We start from the raw sequence: 21,005 nt of genomic DNA, 5'->3' as shown, positions 1-21,005 counted from the left end.
AAGGGGCACTGGGAGACGATGGGCGTTTCTCGGGCAGCCACGAGATCGTGCGGAGAGGGAGGGGCTGCGTGGACCAGCGGGCGGCTACGCCGGGCGGCAAGGCCGAGGGGATCGTCGTGACACGGACCGGCTCGGCCGGCCCGCGCCGGGGGGACGACACGACCGACAGGCGGCGGCGGATTCCCCGCACCGACGCGCTGCTGCGCGAGGCGCGCCTCGCGGAGGCGGCCGACCGCCTGGGACCGGCGACGGTGAAGGCGGCCGTACGGCAGGCACAGGAGCAGGCGCGGCAGGGATTCATCGCGCCGGAGGACGTGGCCGACACGGCCGTCGCCCTGCTGCCCCGCACGACCGGCGGGCTGCGGTCGGTGATCAATGCCACCGGCGTGGTGCTGCACACCAACCTGGGCCGCGCGTCGCTGTCCACGGCGGCCCGCCGGGCGGTGCAGGAGGCCGCCGGGCCCACGGACGTCGAACTGGACCTGCGCACCGGTGTCCGCGCCCGGCGCGGGCGGACCGCACTGGCCGCACTGCGCGACCGGGTCCCGTCGGCCGCCGCCGCGCACGTCGTGAACAACGGCGCCGCCGCACTCGTCCTGGTGGCGACCGCGCTCGCCGCCGGGAAGGACATCGTCATCAGCCGGGGCGAGATGGTGGAGATCGGGGACGGTTTCCGCCTGCCGGACCTGCTGGTGTCCACCGGGGCCCGGCTGCGCGAGGTGGGCACCACGAACCGCACCACCGTCGCCGACTACGCCGCCGCGATCGGCCCGGAGACGGGCTTCGTGCTGAAGGTGCACCCCTCCAACTTCCGCATCACCGGGTTCACCCGGGCCGCCGACGCCGGGGAACTGACGGGTCTCGGCGTCCCGGTGGTCGTCGACATCGGCTCCGGGCTGCTCGGACCGCACCCCCTGCTGCCGGACGAGCCGGACGCCGAGACGCAGCTCCGGGCGGGAGCGTCGCTCGTCACCGCGAGCGGCGACAAGCTGCTCGGCGGGCCGCAGTGCGGACTGCTCCTCGGCGAGGAGGAACTGATGAGGGCCGTGTCCCGGCATCCGCTCGCCCGCGCGCTGCGCGTCGACAAGCTGACTCTGGCCGCGCTGGAGGCGACGCTGACCGGGCCCGAGACCCCGACCGCCGCGGCGCTGGCAGCCGAACCGGCGGTGCTCCTCGCGCGCGCCGAGCGGCTCGCCGCGGCCCTCGGCGCCGACGGCATCGACGTCCGGGCGGTCGAGTGCGCCGCGACGGTCGGCGGGGGCGGTGCCCCCGGTGTGACGCTGCCGAGCGCCGCGCTGGCGCTGCCCGAGCGGTACGCCGCCGCGCTGCGCACCGGACCGGTCCCCGTGGTGGGGCGGCTGGAGGCGGGGCGGTGCCTGCTCGACCTGCGGGCGGTGCCGCCGGAGGACGACGAGCGGCTGGCCGAGGCCGTGCGGTCGGTCCCGGACCCGGCCGCGGGGAGGTGACCGGCATGCGGGTAGTGGCCACCGCCGGGCACGTCGACCACGGCAAGTCCGCCCTGGTGCGGGCGCTGACCGGGATGGAACCCGACCGCTTCGAGGAGGAACGGCGCCGCGGGCTCACCCTCGACCTCGGGTTCGTCTGGACCCGGCTGACCCCCGACGGAAGCCCCGCCCCCGACGTGAACCCGGATGAAGCAGGCCCCGACCGAGGCCCGGACGCGACCGGCCACTCCTCCGGCGAGCACGCCACGGAAGCCATCGCCTTCGTCGACGTACCCGGACACGAGCGCTTCGTCGCCACCATGCTGGCCGGGGTCGGACCCGTGCCCGCCGTGCTGTTCGTGGTGGCCGCCGACCAGGGCTGGCAGCCGCAGTCGCAGGAACACCTGGAGATCCTGGACGCACTCGGGGTACGGCACGCCGTGCTCGCGGTGAGCCGCAGCGACCTGGCGGACCCCGAGCCCGTGCGTGCCGACGCCGTCGAGCGCATGGCCGCCACCTCCCTGGGCGCCGTGCCGTCCGTCGCGGTCAGCGCGGTCACCGGAGCGGGACTGGACCGACTGCGCCGGGAGCTGGCCCGGTTGGGCCACGCGCTGCCCGTGCCGTCCGCCGACGCGGACGTACGGCTGTGGCTGGACCGCGCCTTCACGGTGCGCGGTCACGGCACGGTCGTCACCGGCACCCTGGGCGCGGGCACTCTGCGCGTCGGCGACCGGCTGGTGGCGGGGGACGGCACGACCGCGCTGCGGGTGCGCGGCCTGCAGTGCCTGCACGAGGACGTCTCCACCGTCAGCGCGGTGGCGCGCGTGGCGGTCAACGTGCACGGCCCCGCCGACGCCGCTCTGGGCCGGGGACAGACGCTGCTGACCCCGGACCGCTGGCTGCTCACCGACCTGGTCGACGTCCGGGTCGGCGGAACCCCCGCCGAGGACCTGCCCCGGACGGTCACCCTGCACATCGGGACCGCCGCCGTGCCGGTGACCGTCCGCCCGTTCGGCCCGGACACGGCCAGGCTGACCCTGTCCCGCGCGCTGCCCCTGCGGGTGGGCGACCGCGCCGTCCTGCGGGAACCGGGCGGCGGGCGCACGCCGTGCGCGGCGACCGTCCTCGACATACGACCGCCCCGGCTGACCCGGCGTGGAGCGGCCCGCGCCAGGGCCGCCGAACTGGCGGGCATGACCGGCCGGCCGGACGGCGCGGCGGAGCTGCGGCGGCGCAGGCTCGTCCGCCGCGCGGAGCTGGCAGCCATGGGAGTGCCCGCCCCATCGGCGCCGGTCGCCGGTGACTGGCTGGCCGACCCGGCGCACTGGGCGGCACTGCGCGACCGACTCGAAGCCGAGGTCGAACGTCACGCGGCCGAGCACCCGCTGGATCCCGGCCTGCCCGCCGAGGCGGCCCGCCGCCTGCTCGGCCTGCCCGACCGGTCCCTGGTCGACGCCCTCGCCGCGACCTCGGGCAAAGTGCGCGGCAGTCAGGGGCGCCTGTACGGCCCCGGAGACCTCCGCCCCACCCTGCCGCCGCCGGTCCGGGCATCCGTCGACGCCCTGCGGCAGGAGCTGACGCGGGCGCCGTTCCGCGCGCCGGAGGCCGGCCGGCTGACCGAACTGGGACTCACCCGCAAGCCCCTGGCCGCCGCGGTCACGGCGGGTGCGCTGCTGCGGGTCGGCGACGGGATCGTGCTGCTGCCGGACGCGGCCGCGCGGGCCGCCGCCGTACTGCGCCGCCTGCCGCAGCCGTTCACGCTCAGCGAGGCCCGCCGGGCCCTCGACACCACCCGCCGGGTGGCCGTGCCGCTGCTGGAGTATCTGGACGCCCAGGGGTACACCGAACGCGTGGACGACCAGCACCGGCGCTGCCGGGCCGGCGCGCAGAGCGGAGGCGGACGGGAATCGAACCCGCCTGCCCGAGATCCTCGGACACCTCGGTTTTGAAGACCGGGAGGGCCACCAGGCACCCACACGCCTCCATCGCCCGCCCAGGCTACCGGAGGACCCCACCGTCGACCGGAGGACCCGGCCATGACCACCGCACGTGAAACGCCCGTACGCCTCACGCAGTTCGCCCACGGCGGCGGCTGCGCCTGCAAGATCCCGCCGGGCGAGCTGGAGGGCGTGCTCGGCGCACTGGCCGCGCCGACGACGGCCACCTCCGACACCCCGCTCCTGGTCGGCCTGGCCACCGGCGACGACGCGGCCGTCGTCGCCCTGCCCGCCGGGAGCGCTGCCTCGCCCCTGGCGGTGGTGTCCACGGCGGACTTCTTCACCCCCGTCGTGGACGACCCGTACGACTGGGGCCGCATCGCCGCGGCCAACGCCCTCTCCGACGTGTACGCGATGGGCGGCCGTCCGGTGCTCGCCGTCAACCTCCTGGCGTGGCCGCGTGAGGTGCTGTCGTTCGACCTGGCCCGGGAGGTGCTGCGCGGCGGGCTGGACGTCGCCACCGAGGCGGGCTGCCACGTCGGCGGCGGGCACAGCGTGGACGATCCCGAGCCCAAGTACGGCATGGCCGTCACCGGCCTCGTCGATCCGGCGCGCCTGCTGCGCAACGACATGGGCCGGCCGGGCATGCCGCTGTCGCTGACCAAGCCCCTGGGGCTGGGCGTGCTGAACAACCGGCACAAGGCCACCGGTGAACGGTTCGAGCAGGCGGTGGCCACGATGGTGGCGCTCAACCGGGACGCGTCGGCGGCGGCCGTGGCGGCCGGCGCGACCTGTGCCACCGACGTCACCGGCTTCGGTTTCCTCGGCCACGCGCACAAACTGGCCCGTGCCTCGGGCGTGACCGCGGTCGTCGACACCGCCGCCGTGCCGTATCTCGACGGAGCGCGGGAGGCGGTCCGGGACGGCTACGTCAGCGGCGGCACCCGGCGCAACCTCGAGTGGGTGGCGCCGTCCACGGACTTCGGGGACACGGACGCCGACACCCGGCTGCTCCTGGCCGACGCGCAGACCTCGGGCGGGCTGCTGGTGGCGGGGGAGGTGCCCGGTGCGCCGGTGGTCGGCGAACTCGTCGCGCGCCGGGAGCACTCGGTCGTCCTCGTCTGAGGGCCGGGACCGGCGTCTGCCCCTGAGGTCAGGGGCGCCGGGTCCTCCCCTGAGGACCGGGACCGGTCAGGGCTCCGTGCCCGTCCGGTCGTCGATGCCGGCCCGAGCCTGGTAGGCGCGCACCAGCTCCACGGCGCCCTCGCCCCTGGGCCGGCGGCCCGGCCGGATGTCGACGGCGAACGCCTTGGTCTCCTGAATGTGGGTGTTCGGGTCGAGGGCCATGTGCACCAGTTCGTTGGCGGCGTCCCCGGTGCTGTAGCCGTTCGGCCCCCAGTGGTAGGGCAGGCCCACCTGGTGCAGGGTGCGCCCGTGCACGGTCAGGGGCGGTACGCGGTCGGTGACCAGCACCCTCGCCTCGATCACGGCGCGGGCGCTGACGATCGTCGCCCAGCCGGTGTGCTCCAGGCAGCGCTCGGCGGCCAGTTCGGGGGAGACCTCGCAGAAGAACTCCGGCTGCAGCTCCGCCAGGTAGGGCTGCCAGCGGGACATGCCGCCCGCGGTGTGGTGCTCGGTGAGCCGGTAGGTGGTGGCCACGTACGGGAACACCTCCGAGCCGGGCTCACCGCCGCTGGGCTGGTAGCGGTTGTCCGGATGCGGCGGCAGCAGGTGCCGTACCGGGTTGCGCTGCCGGCCGTACAGCAGGTTCTCGAACGGCGAGTCCTGCGGCTCGTAGTGCGTGGGCAGCGGGCCGTCGGTCAGGCCGGACGGCACGTACAGCCAGGCCTTGCCGTCGGCCTGCATGATGAACGGGTCGGTGCCGGACAGCGCCTCGGGGCCGGTCGCGCCCGCGGGAGGCCGGTGGTCGGGGGCCTTGTCCTTCTTGAAGTCGGCGACGTCGTGGCCGGTCCACTCACCGCGTTCCGCGTCCCACCACACCAGCGCCTTGCGTGCGCTCCACGGCCTGCCCTGCGGGTCGGCCGAGGCGCGGTTGTACAGGATGCGCCGGTTGGCGGGCCAGGCCCAGCCCCACTCGTTCGCCACCCAGTTCTGCTGCTCGCCCGGCTTGCGGCGGGCGGCCTGGTTGACGCCGTCGGCGCGGACGCCGCAGTAGATCCAGCAGCCGCAGGCGGTGGAGCCGTCGTCCCTCAGCTGCTCGGAGGAGGACAGCGGGTTGCCGCTGGAGTCGTAGCCGTTGATCTCGGCGAGGACGGCCTCGGCGTCCGGTTCGGCGAGCTCGCCCTTCGTCGGATAGTCCCAGGTCAGATCCAGCACGGGCCGGTCCATGGGGTCGGTGGACGCGGCCAGCTTCTCCCGGACGAGCCGCCCCAGGTGGTAGGTGAACCACAGGTCGCTGCGCGTCTCGCCGGGCGGTTCGACGGCCTGGTGGTGCCACTGGAGCAGACGCTGGGTGTTGGTGAAGCTGCCGTCCTTCTCGGTGTGCGCGGCGGCCGGCAGGAAGAACACCTCGGTCCGGATGTCCTCGGTCCGCAGCTCGCCCGTCTCGATCTCCGGGCCGTCCTTCCACCAGGTGGCCGACTCGATCAGGGAGAAGTCCCGTACGACGAGCCAGGCCAGGTTGGCCATGCCCAGGCGCTGCATCTTGGAGTTGGCGGACCCGACCGCGGGGTTCTCGCCCATCAGGAAGTAGCCCTTGCACGTTCCCCGCAGCTGCGACATGACCGTCTCGTAGGTGGAGTGGGAGCCGGTCAGGCGCGGCAGGTAGTCGAAGCAGAAGTCGTTGTCGGGGGTGGCGGCCTCACCCCAGTACGCCTTGAGCAGACTGACCAGGTAGGACCGCATGTTGCCCCAGTAGCCCTTGCTCGCCGCGTCGGCCCGCACGAAGGCGTCCAGATCCTGCTGGTGGTGGGCGTGCGGCATCGGGATGTACCCGGGCAGCAGGTTGAACAGGGTCGGGATGTCCGTCGAGCCCTGGATGGAGGCGTGCCCGCGCAGGGCGAGGATGCCGCCCCCGGGCCGGCCGATGTTGCCGAGCAGGCTCTGCAGGACGGCCGCCGCGCGGATGTACTGCACGCCCACGGTGTGCTGCGTCCACCCGACCGCGTACGCGAAGGCGGTGGTGCGGTCCCGTCCGGAGTTCTCCGTGACGAGGTCGCACACCTGGCGGAAGAGGTCCTGCGGGACGCCGCAGATCCGCTCGACCGCCTCGGGGGTGTAGCGGGCGTAGTGCCGCTTGAGCACCTGGAAGACGCAGCGGGGATGGGTGAGCGTCTCGTCCCGTTCGGGTTCGCCGCCGCCCACGTCGGCGCCGCCGGCCCCGTGGGCCTCGCCCCGGGCGGCTTCCGCCACGGAGCTGTCGCCGTCGGTGCGCCGGTCGTGGTCCTGGTCCCGCTCGCCCGAGGCCGCGCGGATCTCCATGCCGGCGTACTGCCAGCTGCTGGTGTCGTAAGTGCGGGTGTCCGGGTCGAGGCCGGAGAAGACGCCGTCGAGGTCCTCGGTGTCGCGGAAGTCCTCCCGCAGGACGACGGGGCCGTTGGTGTACGCCACCACGTAGTCGCGGAAGTACTTGTCGCTGCTCAGGACGTGGTTGATGATCCCGCCGAGGAAGGCGATGTCCGAGCCCGCGCGCAGCGGTACGTGGACGTCGGCCAGCGCGCTGGTCCGGGTGAACCGGGGGTCGACGTGGATCACCTTCGCGCCGCGGGCCTTCGCCTCCATCACCCACTGGAACCCGACCGGATGGCACTCGGCCATGTTCGAGCCCTGGATGACGATGCAGTCGGAGTTCTGCAGGTCCTGTTGGAAGGTGGTCGCGCCGCCGCGGCCGAACGAGGTTCCCAGACTGGGAACGGTGGAGGAGTGTCAAACACGCGCCTGGTTCTCGATCTGCACGGCTCCGAGCGCGGTGAACAACTTCTTGATGAGGTAGTTCTCCTCGTTGTCCAGCGTGGCCCCGCCGAGGCTGGCGATGCCGAGCGTGCGCCGGGTGCGGGTCTCGTCGACCTCCCACTGCCAGCCCGCCCGCCGCGCCTCGACGACCCGGTCGGCGATCATGTCCATGGCCGTGTCGAGGTCGAGCCGCTCCCACCGGGTGCCGTGCGGACGCCGGTGGAGGACGTGGTGCTCGCGGGCGCTGCCGGTGGTCAGCTGAAGGCTCGCCGAGCCCTTGGGGCACAACCGGCCGCGGGAGATGGGGGAGTCGGGGTCGCCCTCGATCTGGGTGACCCGCTCGTCCTGCACGTAGACGTTCTGCCCGCAGCCCACGGCGCAGTAGGGGCAGATCGACTTCACCACCCGGTCCGCGGAGGCGACCCGGGGGGTGAGCCGCGCGCTCGGCCCGCTCTTGGCCGCGGCGCCGCGGCCCAGGGGGTCGGTCCCCTTGAGCTGGCGGTAGACCGGCCAGGAGTCGATCCAGGTGCGCACGCCCATGACGTCTGCCCTTTCGGTGGTGCCCGCTGCCGTCCCGGGTGCCCCGTCCGCTACGGCTGATTGTCCCGCAGCCGGGCGGGCACGGCATCCGCTCGTGGCGCCGCGTCAACACATCCGCGGCATGGCGCGGAGTACCCGGCGGGCCGACGCCGAAACGACCGGCCTCCGGTGGCGCGGGCGCGGGTCCGGCCCGGGAGCCGCCGTGTCCGTCGGACGGGTCAGCGGCCGTCGGACCGCGCCCGTGCCTCCAGGCGTTCCCGCTGCGGTACGACGGTGTACTTGGGGTCCTCCGCGGAGGCGACACCGGCGTGGAACACGCCGAACCGCAGCGCGGCCGAACCGGCCAGCAGCGCCGCACCCGCCGCGACGGTGAGCAACCGGCTGCGCCCGCCCGCCAGGCCCCGCCAACCCGCGTACGCCATCGGCAGCGCACCACCGGCGCGGGGGCCTTGCCGGCCCGCGAACGCCGCCAGCGCCGCGCCGCCCGCCGTGAGTGCCTCCGCCGCGCGCAGCAACCGCTGCTGCTTGCCCTGCTCGTACGGCTCGGCAGCCAGGCCCATGCGCTGCTTCATCAGCCGGAAGGCCCCCAGCTCCAGCCCCGCGCCGAGCACCGCAAGACGGCGCGCGGGCCCCGTCTCCTGCCACGGCGCGCAGGCCAGGGCCAGCCCGGCCGCGGCGGTGGCGCCCGAACCCGCGAAGACGAAGGGCATCTCGCGGTGGCCCTCGTGCCACGACGGCACCGCGGTGTCGGACAGCAGCACGGCGGTGTAGGTGGCGACCGCCGGGCCGAGCGCGGCGGCGCCCGCCGTGGCGGCGGCCCCGACGATCCGGTGGCGGCCCGAGACGTCGGCGGCAGCGGCGGCCACCGTGAGCGGGACGTAACCCACCAGCAGCCACGATCCGAGGTTCATGGGGGAGGTGGGCTTGAAGATGCGCAGCATGTTCTGGAACCGGGCGGGGCGTCCCAGATCGTGCACGAGCGCCGCCAGGGACACCGAGATCGCGCCGGACGCGCCCAGTTTCGCCGCGCGGGCGAGGCCCGGACGGCCCGTGACATGGGCGCCGGCGGCGAGCAGCGAGGACGCCCCGGCGAGCCCGCCGAGGTAGAGGTAGCCCGCGATGTCCAGCGGCTTCCACGTCGGCCGGTTCAGGATCGGCTTGCCGTAGTACGAGGAGAACTCGACGTCGGGCACCATCGCCTGCTCGCCGCGCCCGCGGCGCCTGCGCCTGCGCCCGGTCCGCGCTCCGGTGAGGGCGTCGCGTCCGGGGCGCGCGCCCTCCACCCCGCCCCGGGTGACGTCGGATCCGGTCATCGCGGCCTCCTGACGAAACTGACGACGGCCATCGCGGCGAGCGACGCGGCGGCGGCCGCCGCGTGCCGCCACATCGCGGGCAGATCGCGGGTGGTGACGACCGGGTCGGGCGGCAGGCCGTAGACCTCCGGTTCGTCCAGCAGCAGGAAGAACGCGCTGTCGCCGCCGACGCCGTCCTGCGGGTCCTCGCCGTACAGGCGGGCGTCCGGGACGCCGGCGGCGTGCAACTGTGCGACCCGGGCCGCCGCCCGCTCCCGCAACTCGTCCAGCGGGCCGAACTGGATGGAGTCGGTGGGGCACGCCTTGGCGCAGGCCGGTTCCATGCCGACGCCGAGCCGGTCGTAGCACAAGGTGCACTTCCAGGCGCGTCCGTCGCCGCGCCGCTGGTCGATGACGCCGTACGGGCAGGCGGGCACGCAGTAGCCGCAGCCGTTGCAGATGTCCTGCTGGACGACGACCGTGCCGAACTCGGTGCGGAACAGCGACCCGGTCGGGCACACGTCGAGGCAGGCCGCGTGCGTGCAGTGCTTGCACACGTCGGAGGACATCAGCCAGCGCAGTTCGGTACGCCCGTCCGGTGCGACGGGGGAGATCGCCCCGGCCGGCGCACCCGCCGGGGCGGAGCCGGGCTCCGGGGTGGTGGCGCCCGGGCCGGGCGAGGAGGGCGAGCCGGCCGGCTGCCCGGGGGAGGCGGCCGGGCTGCCCAGTTGCCCGGCGGCCGCGAAGACGTCGACGTCCTCGTGGCCGACGCCGGGTTCCTGCCCGCCCAGCGGCTTGCGCTGCTCGATGAAGGCCACGTGCCGCCAGGTGCTGGCGCCGAGTCCCTGGGTGTTGTCGTAGGACATGCCGGTCAGTTCCAGGCCGTCCTCCGGAATCGCGTTCCACTCCTTGCACGCCACCTCGCACGCCTTGCAGCCGATGCACACGGAGGTGTCCGTGAAGAAGCCCACGCGGGGTGGGTGGTCGGTGTACCCGGCGGCCCCCGCCACGTCGGGCTGCGGGCCGAACAGCAGGTTGCCGCGGACCGGGTCCCCGCCCGTCGCTGCCGCTGGTGCGGTGGTGTCGTCCGTCATGCCCGGACCTCCTCGCTCACGACTCGTCGGCCTCCTGCGCCACTTCCGGGCCGGTCCCGCGGGACCTCGGCGCGGTGTTCGGGGGAACCGGCGCCGCACCTGCGTGCCGTGTGCCCGTGACCGTCGCCCGTCACGCACGCGGACGTGGTACGGCTCGGCAGGGGCCCCAGTGTCCGTACCGGCGCACGGCCGGGCCCGGGCTCCGCCGAGGCGCGCAAGCGCCCGCCCTTCCAGCAGACGCCGGACTCAGGCAGCCCGCAGCTCCAGGCACGTCCGTTCGGCGGCGAGGCGGGCCGGGGACGGCAGGGCCGGCCCGTGCGCCACTGGGCCGTTCCACCCGTGCGGCCCGCGCGTGTCATGGTGGCGGTCATGGCGACTGGTGTCGATCTGGCCGTGCTGGTCGGCCTGCAGGCCTCCGGGAAGTCCACGTTCTGCGCCCGACGGCTGTCGGGCCGGTACGCCGTGGTCGGCAAGGACCTGTTCCCGCGCGGCGCCAAGCACAAGCAGTGGCGGCAGATGCTGCTGGTGGAGGAGCACCTGGCTGCCGGGCGGCCGGTCGCGGTGGACAACACCAACCCCTCGCACCAGGAGTGGGGCCCGCTGGTGGAGCTGGCCCACGCCCACGGGGCGACGGCGAGGGCCTACTGGTTCCCGCCGGACGTGGCCGGGTCGCTGCGGCGCAACGCCACGCGTGCTGGCCGCGAGCGCGTCCCGGACGTCGGCGTCCTGGCCACACGGAAGCGGCTGCGCGAGCCGTCACCGGCGGACGGGTTCGACGAGGTGCGCGCGGTGCGGTTCGACGGCCGGGGCGGCTTCGAGGTGCGGACGCGGTGATGCCGGCGGAGGGCGACGTCGGCAGAGGCGATGGCGGCAGGGTGGCGGGAGGTGATGGCGGCTGGTGTCAGTGACGTGATGGCGGCAGCGGGTCGGCGACGGCCCGGTCCGCACGCAGGCCGCCCCGGCCGCCGGTCCCGCCGTCGCCGCTCACGTCGCCCATGCCAGGAGCCGCTCGCCCGGCTCCTGCTCCCGCAGATGCGCCAGCGACTGCTTCTCCAGCTGACGGACGCGCTCACGCGTCAGCCCCACGTGCTCGGCGACCTCGTGCAGCGTGCGCTGCCGTCCGTCGTGCAGGCCGTACCGCAGGCTGAGAATCAGGGCCTCGCGCGGCGCCAGCGTGTCCATCGCGCCCCTGAGTTCCTCGGCGAGCGCCTGGAACTCGGCGACCTCCGGTGCCTGCAGCACGTCGGTGTCGGGGATGAGGTCCCCGACGACCGTGCTGCCCGTGTCGTCCACCGGCGTGTCCAGGCTGACCACCTGCCGTCCGACGCGGCGCAGCCAGACGACCTTGTCCTCGGCGAGACCGCTCTCGCGGGCGACCTCCTCCACGGTCGCCTCCCGGTCGAGCCGGAGATGCAGGTTGCGCTCGATCTTGCCGAGCTTCTGCAACTGCTCGACGACGTGCACCGGCAGCCGTACCGTGCGGGCGTGCGTCGCCACGCCCCGCTCTATCGCCTGGCGGATCCACCACGTCGCATAGGTGGAGAACTTGAACCCCTTCGTGTGGTCGAACTTCTCCACGGCCCTGATCAGACCCAGGTTGCCCTCCTGGATGACGTCCAGCAGGGGCAGCCCGCGGTGGGCGTGCCGCTTCGCCATCGACACCACGAGCCGCAGGTTGGCACGGACCATGTGGTCCTTGGCCGCCTGTCCGTCGCGCACGGCGGCCTCCAGTTCCCGCCGTCGCTCCGGCGCCGGGCCGGGGCCGCCGCTCGCGGCCTCTTCCAGTTCCTCCATGGCGCGCACCCCGACCTCGATGCGCTGCGCCAAGCGGACCTCGTCGTCCGCGGTGAGCAACGGCGTCGCGCCGATCTGCCGCAGGTACTGGCCCAGGAGATCCGGTTCCCGGTCCGGCTCGGGAACGGCGTCGAGCCGATGCCCCGCACGGGCCCGGCGACCCTCCCGTGCGGCCGGCACCCGCTCACTTGCCGAGGGAGCCATCGTCGCGCTCCTTGTCTCGTCACGTCCCGGACCTACCGGGTACCCGAGGGGGGGGCGGCGAACCCGCGTGCCCGTCCACCGCGCGATGCCGCCGAACGGCCCCGGGCGCCTGCTCGTCCGCGGCCCGTCCGGGCGCCGGCGGCGGGCCGCGGACGACTTCGAGGAGACCACCTACTACCTGACAGCCACGCCCACAACCGCAATTCAGAGTCTCCGGCTTACCCGGGGCGGTTCAGACTCCGCCTCCAGCGCGACGCCATCGACACGCTCAGCACCGCCCTTGACGGCCCCGCCAACGACGAGTCGTCCCGCGACGACGGCGACGACCAGCCACTGTGCGGAGCCCTCGTCCGCTGACGTTGCCGTCAACTACTGCCGTCACCCCACGCAGAAGCCCCGTCAGGACGCACCTGACGGGGCTTCAAATTTGCCATTCGGAATGTGCACGGAGCCCCAACCGGCAGAGCCCCAAGCTCCCAAATGGGGGCCAATTAGATCACTACGTGGCAAGCCAAGGCGAGAGAATGGCGGCGAACTCTTCGTCAGAAATCTGCACCCCTCCCCAACCAAACCCCTCCCACGCTTGCGCACGCTGCAGAACAGGCAACGGAATATTGAAAGCAAGACGGAATGAAGCGATAAAGGAAATGACGCCAAATCCCGAACCCAACTTCTCCCTGGAAAGCAATGCGAGCTCCACCGCACCCTTTCCCTCTACATGAGCCGCTCTCAATTCGCGCGCGATTTCTTCCATATCATCCATCTCGCCTCCAGTTCACCTAAAGCAGTTATCAGGGGCTAGGGTGGGGCCCCATGCCTGAGCACAGGGCCCCACCCTAGCTCGCAAATCGCGTGGGCCAACTCTCTACCGGAAGATCACGCCCACGTTCGTATACTCCCCCGGCATACCTCGAAGTTCGGTTATCTCCACACTGCCCGAAAAGCCTGCCCTTTGAGACATCTTTCCGGTAAACGTGGCCCGCGCCGCATCTTCAAGCGATGCACCATTCCGCACAGCCGCGTTGAAGGAGTTCAAGTTGTCGCTGAGCTGCCCGCCATTCTGCCAATACGCTTTGACGCCCTTCACCTTGCCGCCGAAATGGGCAAGAGCGGAGTTAAACATCTCGCCACCTCGGGGCGTATCCGGGCCAGACCTGATCACAAACGAGACAAGTCCATCACTGTCGAGATCGGCGATGACTCCATTGCCGCTCGGTGCCACGTTCATGTATGTCGGGCACCCGTTGCTGTTGTGAACGAGGACCGGAGTCTGCCCCGCCAGCACATAGTACGTGTGCTACGCGGCGCCCTCGACCTGCTTTTTCGCAGGTCAAGCACGGTTTACTGGTCCGGTGAAGTGCGTGGGTGTCCGTGGTTGTGCGGGGTTGTTGCCGTCAGCTGCTGCCGTCAGGCGGTTCAGCCCAGGTACGGCTTCTCGCGCTGTTCCAGGAAGTGCTGGAGCCGGAGCCGTTGGGTGTGGTGCATCGGCAACTGGTCGATCTCTTCGCGCGGTACGAACCGGAGTTCGGTGGACTCGTCGGAGATCTCCAGTCGGCCGCCGGTGATGCGGGCGGTGAAGCAGACGTTGAACTGGCGGCGGACCTCGCCGTCGGTGTAGGCGATGATGTGTTTCGGGTCGGTGTAGGTGCCGACCAGGCCGGTGATCTCGACGTCCAGTCCGGTCTCTTCCTTGACTTCCCGGACGGCTGTGCCAGGCAGGGAGTCGGTGAGGTCCATGCCTCCGCCGGGCAAGGCCCACAGGTCGTTGTCGCGGCGGCGCTGGAGGAGGATGCGCCCGTGGTCGTCGGTGACGACGGCGGATGCGGCGACGACCATGCTGTTCGGCTTGGGTGCGTTCGGGTCGTCGTAGTACTCGGTGCGGGCCACGGTCAGCCTTCCTCTCGTACGGGGGTTGCCGTCGCCCACACGGCGTTGAAGCTCTCAGCGTAGGTGTCGAACATGCCGCTCTCCTGGTGTCGGCGAAGATGCCATACGGGGGCGGCGTAGGCGTTGACGCCCCAGACGTGTGCGTTGACGAGTTGCTGGTCGTCGGCGCGGTAGAGGGAGTTGTAGAGCGTGGTGCCGTGGGTGCGGACTTCGATGCCTGGGGTGGCGGCGAGGGGTCTGTAGTGCATAAGCGCGAGGCGGCAGCGGGATTCGATGCCGTGGCCGAACCGCTCCTCCTTGCCGCGGGTTTGGACGTTGTCGCTGTCGGGGTCCCCGATCGCGATGCGGACGGTGCAGCCTTCGGCGGCGCGTTCGGTGAGGAGTTCGTTCAGCCGCGGGTATGCCTCGTGGAGGAAGACGGCCGCGTAGACGAGGATGTCGATCCGTTCCCGAGCCTGGGCCATCAGGTCGGTGAACGTCGCGACGGGGAGATCGGCTCGCTGCTCGTAGAGCGCCACCAGTTCGGGGCTGATGGCGCGGGCGGGGCGGGCCTGGCGGAGCGCCGGCCAGAGTGCGTGCACGTCTTCTCCCAGGGCTTTGGCCGCCTGGAGGGCGGTGGCACGACGTGGGATACGCCCGAGGTTCACCCAGCGCTCGACCGACTTGGGGTCGACCTCGACCTGCTGAGCGAGTGCGGCGTACGTCCAGCCTCCCGCCGCCATGACGGCTCGTAGTCTCTCGTTCGGCACGAGTCTCCCCCTTCGTCTCAGGACGGCACCAGGGACGTTCTACACGGCGCAGGACGTCCCGGAGTGGGATTTGGTGGAGGTTCCTTCGTCCCGGTGACCGGCGTGAGGATCGGTGTCGGCCCTGCGGCACCAACAGGCCCAGGGGCACGCATCCATGCCGCCGAGGAGCGTCACCGTGCGAATGAGCGCCACCCCATGTGTTCCCGCCCTGCGACTGGCTGCCCGGTCGCGCGCCGCCTCGCCGGGGTGGTCACGATGACGGTCCCCACCCCTGACACCGGCGGGCACATCGTCTCGCCCGATGCCGGCGCCCTGGTGGTCGACCGGCGGAGCGGCAAGGTGGGCGTGGTGATGGGGCATGTGGGGCCGTACGTGCAGCTTCGGCCGCCGTGCGGTGGCCGGGAGTGGGACGTGCCGCCCGAGGACGTTCGCTCACCGACTCCGACGGAGGAGTTGAGCGCGAAGGTGGCCGTGGCCAATCGGAGGTGGGGACGGTGACCCCGCGCTCGGTCCTGCGCTACGAGACCTGGACGCTCCAGCCCGACCGCGAGCCGGACGCGGAGCCGGTCCTTACGCGATGCAGTGCGCCGTGGACGGAGAGACCTCGCCGACAAGCGAGGACTTCGCCGAACCGCAGGAATGGGTGCTGCGGCACTGCGGCCAGAACCCGTCCCACCACACCTACCGGGAGATCATCACCCGCCCCTGGCGGACCTGGCGCCAGATGTGACCTGCCTCGCCCGCCCAGGCGCCGCACCGCGCCGACCCACCCGACTCCCGTCCCTGCCGGGCGCGGCCGATCGAGGCTCCCCCGTCCTCGTCAGCCCCGGCAGGGACGGGCCTTCTCGTGCGTGCGGTGCTCATGGCTGTGGGAGTTCTGGCCTCTGCCACAGAAAGTCAGCCACGACGGCGGGCGTGCCGACCGATCACCCGTCACGTGTGTCTCGCTCAACCCCGCGCCGGCATCAGCCCAGTTATCTTCATCGTCACGGCCCCCAGCCAGCCAGCAAGCATGGGCGTCCGGGACGGCGCGAGCCCGCCGGGCGGCCTCTCAGGTGCCCGGCCAGTCTGCTGCTGAGCGGTCGGACCGAGGCTTCCGATTGGTAGTCCGGCTTACGCTCCCGGGCTCTGCGCGCCGAGTGGTCGGCGGCCGTCGCCAGCGGGGCGGCAGACAGGAGCAGGCGGCGGTCACCGACCGCCGGCGCGCGGCGGCCCGCGTCAGCGGGACGCCCTTGATCAAGTAAAGAAACTCTGAACAGCTCTCCGGAAGTCAACCCTGTCCGGTCCCGGTAGATGCTTGACACTTCGGTCCCAGCTGATGGTTGACAGTGGCCGTGTTCGGCTTTTCTGTGCGCGTCGTTGCGGTGCGTGTGGGGAGGCCGGGATTGGCGCTGGTGGAGTTGTCGGTTGTCGAGCAGAGATACCGGGCTGTCTTGGCGGTGCTGGCGGGTTCGACGGTGACGGAGGTCGCCGCGTCGCTGAGGGTGTCCCGGCAGACGGTGAGCGGGTGGAAGTCCCGGTATGAGGCCGCGGGGCTGGCCGGGCTGGTGGATCGGTCGCGCAGGCCGGCCTCGTGTCCGCATCAGGCGTCTGCCGAGGTGGAGACGGCAGTGTGTGAGCTGCGGCGCAAACACCCTCGGTGGGGTCCTCGGCGGATCGCTCACGTGTTGGAGCGGTCCGGGACTGTCACGCCGGTGCCGTCGCGGATGACGGTGTATCGGATCCTGGTCCGGCATGGTCTGGTGGAGCCTGGGGTGCGGCGCCGGAAGCGGTCGGATTACAAGCGCTGGCAGCGGGATAGGCCGATGCAGTTGTGGCAGATGGACATCGTCGGCGGGGTGATGCTGGTCAACCCGGTGACTGGTGAGCTGACCGAGGCGAAGGTCGTGACGGGTGTGGATGACCATTCCCGGTATTGCGTGATCGCGTCGGTGGTTGAGCGGGCGACGGGACGGGCGGTCTGCGCGGCGTTCGCCCGGGCCCTGCAGAGGTTCGGAGTGCCGGAAGAGGTGCTGACGGACAACGGCAAGCAGTTCACCGACCGGTTCGGCCAGGGTGGTGAGGTGCTGTTCGACCGGGTCTGCCGGGAGAACGGGATCGCGCACCGGCTCACCCAGCCGGCGTCGCCGACCACGACGGGCAAGGTTGAGCGGTTCCATCAGACCCTGCGGCGTGAACTCCTCGACGACTGCGGCGCGTTCGAGAGCATCGAGGCCGCTCAGACGGCGCTGGATGCGTGGGTGGAGGAGTACAACTCTGTCCGGCCGCATCAGGCGCTGGACATGCAGTCTCCGGCGGACCGGTTCACCCCGGTTCCCGAGCAGGAGCGGGACGTACTGAGCCTGAGGGTGCCCGGGGTGCTCGCGCTGGTGCCGCAGCAGCGGACTGCCCCTGCGGAGCCGGATCCGGCTGAGGCAATGCCTGTTCCCGTCGGCCCGTCTGAGGAGGTCCCGCCATCGGCGGCGGTGGAGCACGGTGGGCCGGTGGAGTTCGAGCGAGTGGTGCCTGCGAGCGGGAATCTGCAGGTCGCGGGCAAGCAGTTCTGGCTCGGCCCGGCCCGCTCCGGCCTGACGGTGACGTTCTGGGCAGACACCTCGGTGATCCATGTGCTGATCGCCGGGACGCGGATCAAGACGGTGCGCTCGCACCTGTCGGTGGCGGACCTGTCCCGGCTGGCGGCTCAGGGTGGGCGTGCGGCGGGGCCGTCGCCGCTGCCGACCGGGGACGGCGAGGCGTTCGAGGTGGACCGGACCGTGAACAACAGTGGGCTGGTGGGTCTGGGCGGGCGCCAGGTGCTGGCGGCGGAGATCCTGGGCGGCCGACAGGTGGGCATCCGGATCGACGACGAGACGCTGTCGTTCTTCGAGCCGTCCTCGCGGGAGCTGCTGCGGGTGCGGCCCAACCCGCTCACCCCCGACGAGGTGCAGCGTCTTCGTGGGCTGCGGCCGGCGGGCCCGCCGCCCCGTCCCAGGGCGGAGCCGGTGCGTGTCCAGCGGCGGATCAGCGCGGTGGGCACGATCATGGTCTGCCGCCAGACCGTCTCCCTCGGCCGCCCCTACGCAGGCCGGACCGTGACCGTGCACGTGGCGGAATCGACGATCACCGTCGAGCTGGACGGCCAGGTCCGCGTCATCCAGCGCACCACCGACATTCCCGTCCGCCACGTTAAGGCGAACAAGCCCTACAAGGTTTCCGATGTTGTCTAGGCCTACCGTCAACCATCACCTGGGATCAGAACGTCGGCCATCAGCTGGGACTAGACATCCGGAAGTCAACCCCCCTGCTGCCACGCCGTGGCGTGGTTCGGGGTCAGCGTCGGCGTCGGCCTTCGGTAAGTCTGTCGCGCAGAAGTTGGGCCTTGGCGGCCTTCTCCTCGGGGGTGTAGTTGCCGCTGAGGCGCTTGCGTTGCTCCATGACGGCTCGCATCGCGTCGCGGTGGGCTGTGGCGGCTTCGAATTCGACGCTGGCCTTCGCGAAGCGTTCCTCGGCGGCCTCCAGTTCGGCGGCGACTTCATCGTCGGTCTTGCCGCTGAGGCGTACGGCCTCTTCGTCCGCGCGGCGCTGGGCCGCAGACTTGTCAAGCATCTCGTGGTAGCGCTTGAGGAACTGGTCGTGCGGGCTGAGCTGGCGGACGAACACGCCCCGGCCCTGGACCGAGTAGATCAGCCCCTCGTCCTTGAGTAGCCGCAGGGCGTTCTGCGCGGTGGAGTTGGCGATGCCGAACTGTTCTTGCAGCTCGCGGGCGGAGGGGAGCTTGGCCCCTGGTGCGAGCCGGCCGTCCTGGATCTGCTTGCGGAGTGCGTCCGCGGTCTGCACGTACGGGGGGCGGGGGTCGTCGGTGGGTACCACCTGCCATCCCCGCCGAAGGTCACCGAGTCCGACGTACGCGGGGTCAGACTCGCTGGCGGCGGCCTCTTCCTCTTCTGGCTCGGGCTCGCCGTCGTGGGCGCGCACGTAGCTGCCCCGGCCCAGGACGGAGTAGATCAGCCCCTCCTCTTTGAGCAGGCGCAGGGCGTTCTGGACTGTCGAACTCGCGATTCCGAAGCGCCGTTGCAGCTCGCGTGCGGAGGGCAGTCGCTCGCCCGGACGCAGCTCGCCGTCACGGATGGCGGCGCGTAGGACGTCGGCGGCCTGCACATAGGGCGGCCGGGGGTCCTGGTCCAGGGGCAGCGTCATGACACGAGGGTAGCGGCGGACCGGCACCCACGGCATACCCGGCCGCCCCGGCGTCCGAGACGCACAGGTGTATCGATACGAATCGAGTGTTGCGGGTGTAGCGGGCGTGCGGTTATGGTCGTGGTCGAGTCGATCAAGCGGCTCCATCTCGAATGATGAGGATGTGATGGCATGGCCATGTCTCGAATCCGTGTTGCTCTGCTGCCGTCGGCGGTGTGCATCGCGGGCACCGAACCGGTGCTGAAGATCAAGGACCAGCAGACCGGGGAGGTCGCCACTGACCGGGAGACCGGCGCGTCGCTGTACACGGTGACCGTGATGCTCATGGAGGACGGCCGGGCCGAGGTCCTGAAGATCACGGTCCCGGAGACGGGCATCGCGGCCGGGCTGAAGCCGGGCGTGATGGTCCGGCCGGTGGAGCTGTTCGCCACCCCGTGGGCGCGGATCTTCAACGGTCAGCTCTCCGACGGCGTCGCCTACCGCGCCGCCCGCCTGGAGCTGGTCGCGGCGGAGGCGGCCCAGTGACCGGCTTCGACACGGGGAGCCTGACCGGTCACGCGCCGCAGGCGCTGTTGATCGCGGCCGTACTGGCGGGCATGTGGCTGCTGCTGGTCGTGATCCGCTACGTTCGGGCCGATCGGGGCACGCGGGTCAGCATGCGGCAGGCTGTGCGGGTGCGCTGGGGCTGGGTGCGCCTCGCGCGGATGGCCGGGCTGACGGTCACCGATAAGACCCCGGGCCTGCTCGCGCAGATCACCGCACAGAAGGACGGCCCCGCCCCCGCGCCCCGGGTGTTGACTCCCAGGATCAAGGTCAAGCCGGACCGGTTCGGCGTGATCGTCCGGGCCAGGACCCTGCCGCAGGTCGGGCTGGAGGAGTACCAGAAGGCGGCACGCTTCCTGGCGGACGCCTGGCGGTGCACGCGGGTCTCCGTCCTGCCCGACGGACCCGGCAAGGTGGTGATCCGTGGCGTGCGCTCCGACCCATTGACCACGCCGACCGAGCACCGGCCCACCGGCCGCCTGCCGGAGGACGTGGCGCGCTGGGAACTGGGGGTGGACGAGTACGCCGCACCCGTCTGCGTGTCTCTGGCAAACGTGCCCGGGGTGACGGTGGCCGGCACACCCGGCGCGGGCAAGACCTCGGGGATCAACAAGTTCGTCTGTGACCTCGCGCCGTCGGCGGCCGTGCAGTTCGTGGCCTTCGACGGGAAGGTGTCGCGGGCCGAAGAGGGCGACTACGCGGACCTGGTCAAGCGGATGTTCGCGTTCTGCGGCGATGACCTGGACGAGGCGAACGCGCTGTTCAAGCGGCTGGTAGAGCTGCGTCGGCGGCGGTCGTCGGTGATCCGTGACGTGCTGGGCGTGAAGAACGTGTGGCACGTCGGCCCCTCCCGGCTGTGGCCGCTCACGGTGGTGCTCATCGACGAGGCGCACACGTTCTTCCGTGAGTACAAGGGGAGCGACGCCGAGACGAAACGTTTGGCCGCGCTGACGGCGGAGAACGCCCGGCTGGTGGAGGACCTGGTCAAGAAGGGCCGCAGCGTCGGCATCCTGACCATCCTGATCAGTCAGAAGACCACCGGGGATGCCATCCCGACCTTCATCCGTGACGTGTGCCCGGTCGGGCTGTCGTTCGCGCAGAAGACCGTGGAAGCCGCGGTGGCCGCGCTGGGCGACGACATCCGCAACTGGCCGGACGCCAGCCCGGTGACGTTGCAGGACCCCGCCTACGTCGGGGTCGCGGTAATGGCGATGCAGGGCCGCCCCGGCTTCACCCGCATCCGCACCCCCTACGTCTCCGACGCCGACGCCGCCCGCATCGCGGAAGCCACCTCCCACCTGACCGCCGACCCCGCCCTGTGCCTGGACGCCCTCCTCGACACCACCAGCAACACGAACCCCGGCGACGACGGGCAGGACGGTCCGGCCGTCCCCCTGGCCAAGCCCTGAACGCCCCCGATCCCACGCCCCGA

At 72.0% G+C, this 21,005-nt stretch carries 16 protein-coding genes, 1 tRNA gene and 2 pseudogenes; 9 read left to right on the top strand and 10 right to left on the bottom strand.

Annotated features, from left to right (window positions below; genetic code table 11):
- The first annotated feature begins 116 nt into the window (after positions 1-116).
- A complete protein-coding gene (gene selA / locus IPT68_RS03990) occupies positions 117-1,466 on the top strand; it encodes an L-seryl-tRNA(Sec) selenium transferase (protein WP_228040721.1) in 1,350 nt (449 codons plus the stop codon).
- Between the two features lie 5 nt (positions 1,467-1,471).
- Positions 1,472-3,253 (top strand): annotated as a pseudogene (locus IPT68_RS03985) (GTP-binding protein); the annotation flags it as partial.
- A gap of 83 nt (positions 3,254-3,336) precedes the next feature.
- On the opposite strand, the gene IPT68_RS03980 reads toward IPT68_RS03985, so the two are convergent.
- Positions 3,337-3,429, bottom strand: a tRNA-Sec gene (locus IPT68_RS03980).
- Positions 3,430-3,481: 52 nt separating this feature from the next.
- Between IPT68_RS03980 and selD the strand changes: the two genes are divergently transcribed.
- Positions 3,482-4,507: a selenide, water dikinase SelD gene (selD, locus tag IPT68_RS03975; protein ID WP_189701198.1), complete on the top strand. Its 1,026-nt coding sequence runs from the start codon at positions 3,482-3,484 to the stop codon at positions 4,505-4,507.
- Between the two features lie 66 nt (positions 4,508-4,573).
- Here selD and fdh read toward each other — a convergent pair whose 3' ends face one another.
- The 3 genes from fdh to IPT68_RS03955 form a co-directional block, all read right to left on the bottom strand.
- A complete protein-coding gene (gene fdh, locus IPT68_RS03970; RefSeq protein ID WP_228040249.1) occupies positions 4,574-7,834 on the bottom strand; it encodes a formate dehydrogenase in 3,261 nt (1,086 codons plus the stop codon).
- Positions 7,835-8,052: 218 nt separating this feature from the next.
- On the bottom strand, positions 8,053-9,147 hold the full coding sequence (gene nrfD / locus IPT68_RS03960; protein ID WP_189701196.1) for an NrfD/PsrC family molybdoenzyme membrane anchor subunit: 1,095 nt from the start codon (positions 9,145-9,147) through the stop codon (positions 8,053-8,055).
- Entirely contained in the window at positions 9,144-10,220 is a 1,077-nt protein-coding gene (locus tag IPT68_RS03955) for a 4Fe-4S dicluster domain-containing protein (protein ID WP_228040247.1), read from the bottom strand. The genes nrfD and IPT68_RS03955 overlap by 4 nt, the downstream gene beginning before the upstream one ends.
- Positions 10,221-10,589: 369 nt before the next feature.
- Between IPT68_RS03955 and IPT68_RS03950 the strand changes: the two genes are divergently transcribed.
- A complete protein-coding gene (locus IPT68_RS03950) occupies positions 10,590-11,054 on the top strand; it encodes an ATP-binding protein (protein WP_189701195.1) in 465 nt (154 codons plus the stop codon).
- Positions 11,055-11,204: 150 nt separating this feature from the next.
- Here the strand turns inward: IPT68_RS03950 and IPT68_RS03945 are convergent, their stop codons facing one another.
- The 5 genes from IPT68_RS03945 to IPT68_RS03925 form a co-directional block, all read right to left on the bottom strand.
- On the bottom strand, positions 11,205-12,218 hold the full coding sequence (locus IPT68_RS03945) for a sigma-70 family RNA polymerase sigma factor (RefSeq protein WP_189701194.1): 1,014 nt from the start codon (positions 12,216-12,218) through the stop codon (positions 11,205-11,207).
- Positions 12,219-12,717: 499 nt separating this feature from the next.
- Positions 12,718-12,981 carry a hypothetical protein gene (locus IPT68_RS03940; protein ID WP_189701193.1) on the bottom strand — a complete coding sequence of 88 codons (264 nt, stop codon included), beginning with the start codon at positions 12,979-12,981 and terminating at the stop codon, positions 12,718-12,720.
- A 102-nt stretch (positions 12,982-13,083) separates the two neighbouring features.
- The gene (locus IPT68_RS03935) at positions 13,084-13,446 is read right to left on the bottom strand and encodes a hypothetical protein (RefSeq protein ID WP_189701192.1); all 363 of its coding nucleotides are present in this window, start codon (positions 13,444-13,446) and stop codon (positions 13,084-13,086) included.
- Between the two features lie 188 nt (positions 13,447-13,634).
- Positions 13,635-14,105, bottom strand: coding sequence for an NUDIX hydrolase (locus tag IPT68_RS03930; protein WP_189701191.1), 471 nt, complete (start codon positions 14,103-14,105; stop codon positions 13,635-13,637).
- A gap of 2 nt (positions 14,106-14,107) precedes the next feature.
- Positions 14,108-14,827 carry a helix-turn-helix domain-containing protein gene (locus IPT68_RS03925; RefSeq protein WP_189701279.1) on the bottom strand — a complete coding sequence of 240 codons (720 nt, stop codon included), beginning with the start codon at positions 14,825-14,827 and terminating at the stop codon, positions 14,108-14,110.
- A 282-nt stretch (positions 14,828-15,109) separates the two neighbouring features.
- Here IPT68_RS03925 and IPT68_RS03920 point away from each other — a divergent pair, with 282 nt between their 5' ends.
- From IPT68_RS03920 to IPT68_RS03910, 3 genes and pseudogenes are all read left to right on the top strand, one after another.
- On the top strand, positions 15,110-15,352 hold the full coding sequence (locus IPT68_RS03920) for a hypothetical protein (RefSeq protein WP_189701190.1): 243 nt from the start codon (positions 15,110-15,112) through the stop codon (positions 15,350-15,352).
- Positions 15,244-15,584 (top strand): annotated as a pseudogene (locus tag IPT68_RS35185) (DUF7848 domain-containing protein). Before IPT68_RS03920 ends, IPT68_RS35185 begins: the two are co-directional and overlap by 109 nt.
- A 670-nt stretch (positions 15,585-16,254) precedes the next feature.
- A complete protein-coding gene (locus IPT68_RS03910) occupies positions 16,255-18,060 on the top strand; it encodes an IS481 family transposase (protein WP_407699465.1) in 1,806 nt (601 codons plus the stop codon).
- A 103-nt stretch (positions 18,061-18,163) separates the two neighbouring features.
- On the opposite strand, the gene IPT68_RS03905 is transcribed toward IPT68_RS03910, so the two are convergent.
- Positions 18,164-19,030 carry a GntR family transcriptional regulator gene (locus IPT68_RS03905; protein WP_189702401.1) on the bottom strand — a complete coding sequence of 289 codons (867 nt, stop codon included), beginning with the start codon at positions 19,028-19,030 and terminating at the stop codon, positions 18,164-18,166.
- 171 nt (positions 19,031-19,201) lie between these two features.
- Here IPT68_RS03905 and IPT68_RS03900 point away from each other — a divergent pair, with 171 nt between their 5' ends.
- Both IPT68_RS03900 and IPT68_RS03895 read left to right on the top strand, forming a co-directional pair.
- Entirely contained in the window at positions 19,202-19,555 is a 354-nt protein-coding gene (locus IPT68_RS03900; protein ID WP_189702400.1) for an SCO3933 family regulatory protein, read from the top strand.
- The gene (locus IPT68_RS03895) at positions 19,552-20,982 is read left to right on the top strand and encodes an FtsK/SpoIIIE domain-containing protein (RefSeq protein ID WP_308438852.1); all 1,431 of its coding nucleotides are present in this window, start codon (positions 19,552-19,554) and stop codon (positions 20,980-20,982) included. The genes IPT68_RS03900 and IPT68_RS03895 overlap by 4 nt, the downstream gene beginning before the upstream one ends.
- The last annotated feature ends 23 nt before the right edge of the window (positions 20,983-21,005 follow it).

This window comes from Streptomyces chromofuscus, from assembly GCF_015160875.1.
Taxonomy (GTDB): Bacteria; Actinomycetota; Actinomycetes; order Streptomycetales; family Streptomycetaceae; genus Streptomyces; species Streptomyces chromofuscus.
The sequence above is the reverse complement of the archived record's forward strand: the minus strand, read 5'-3'. Positions and strand labels throughout refer to the sequence as shown.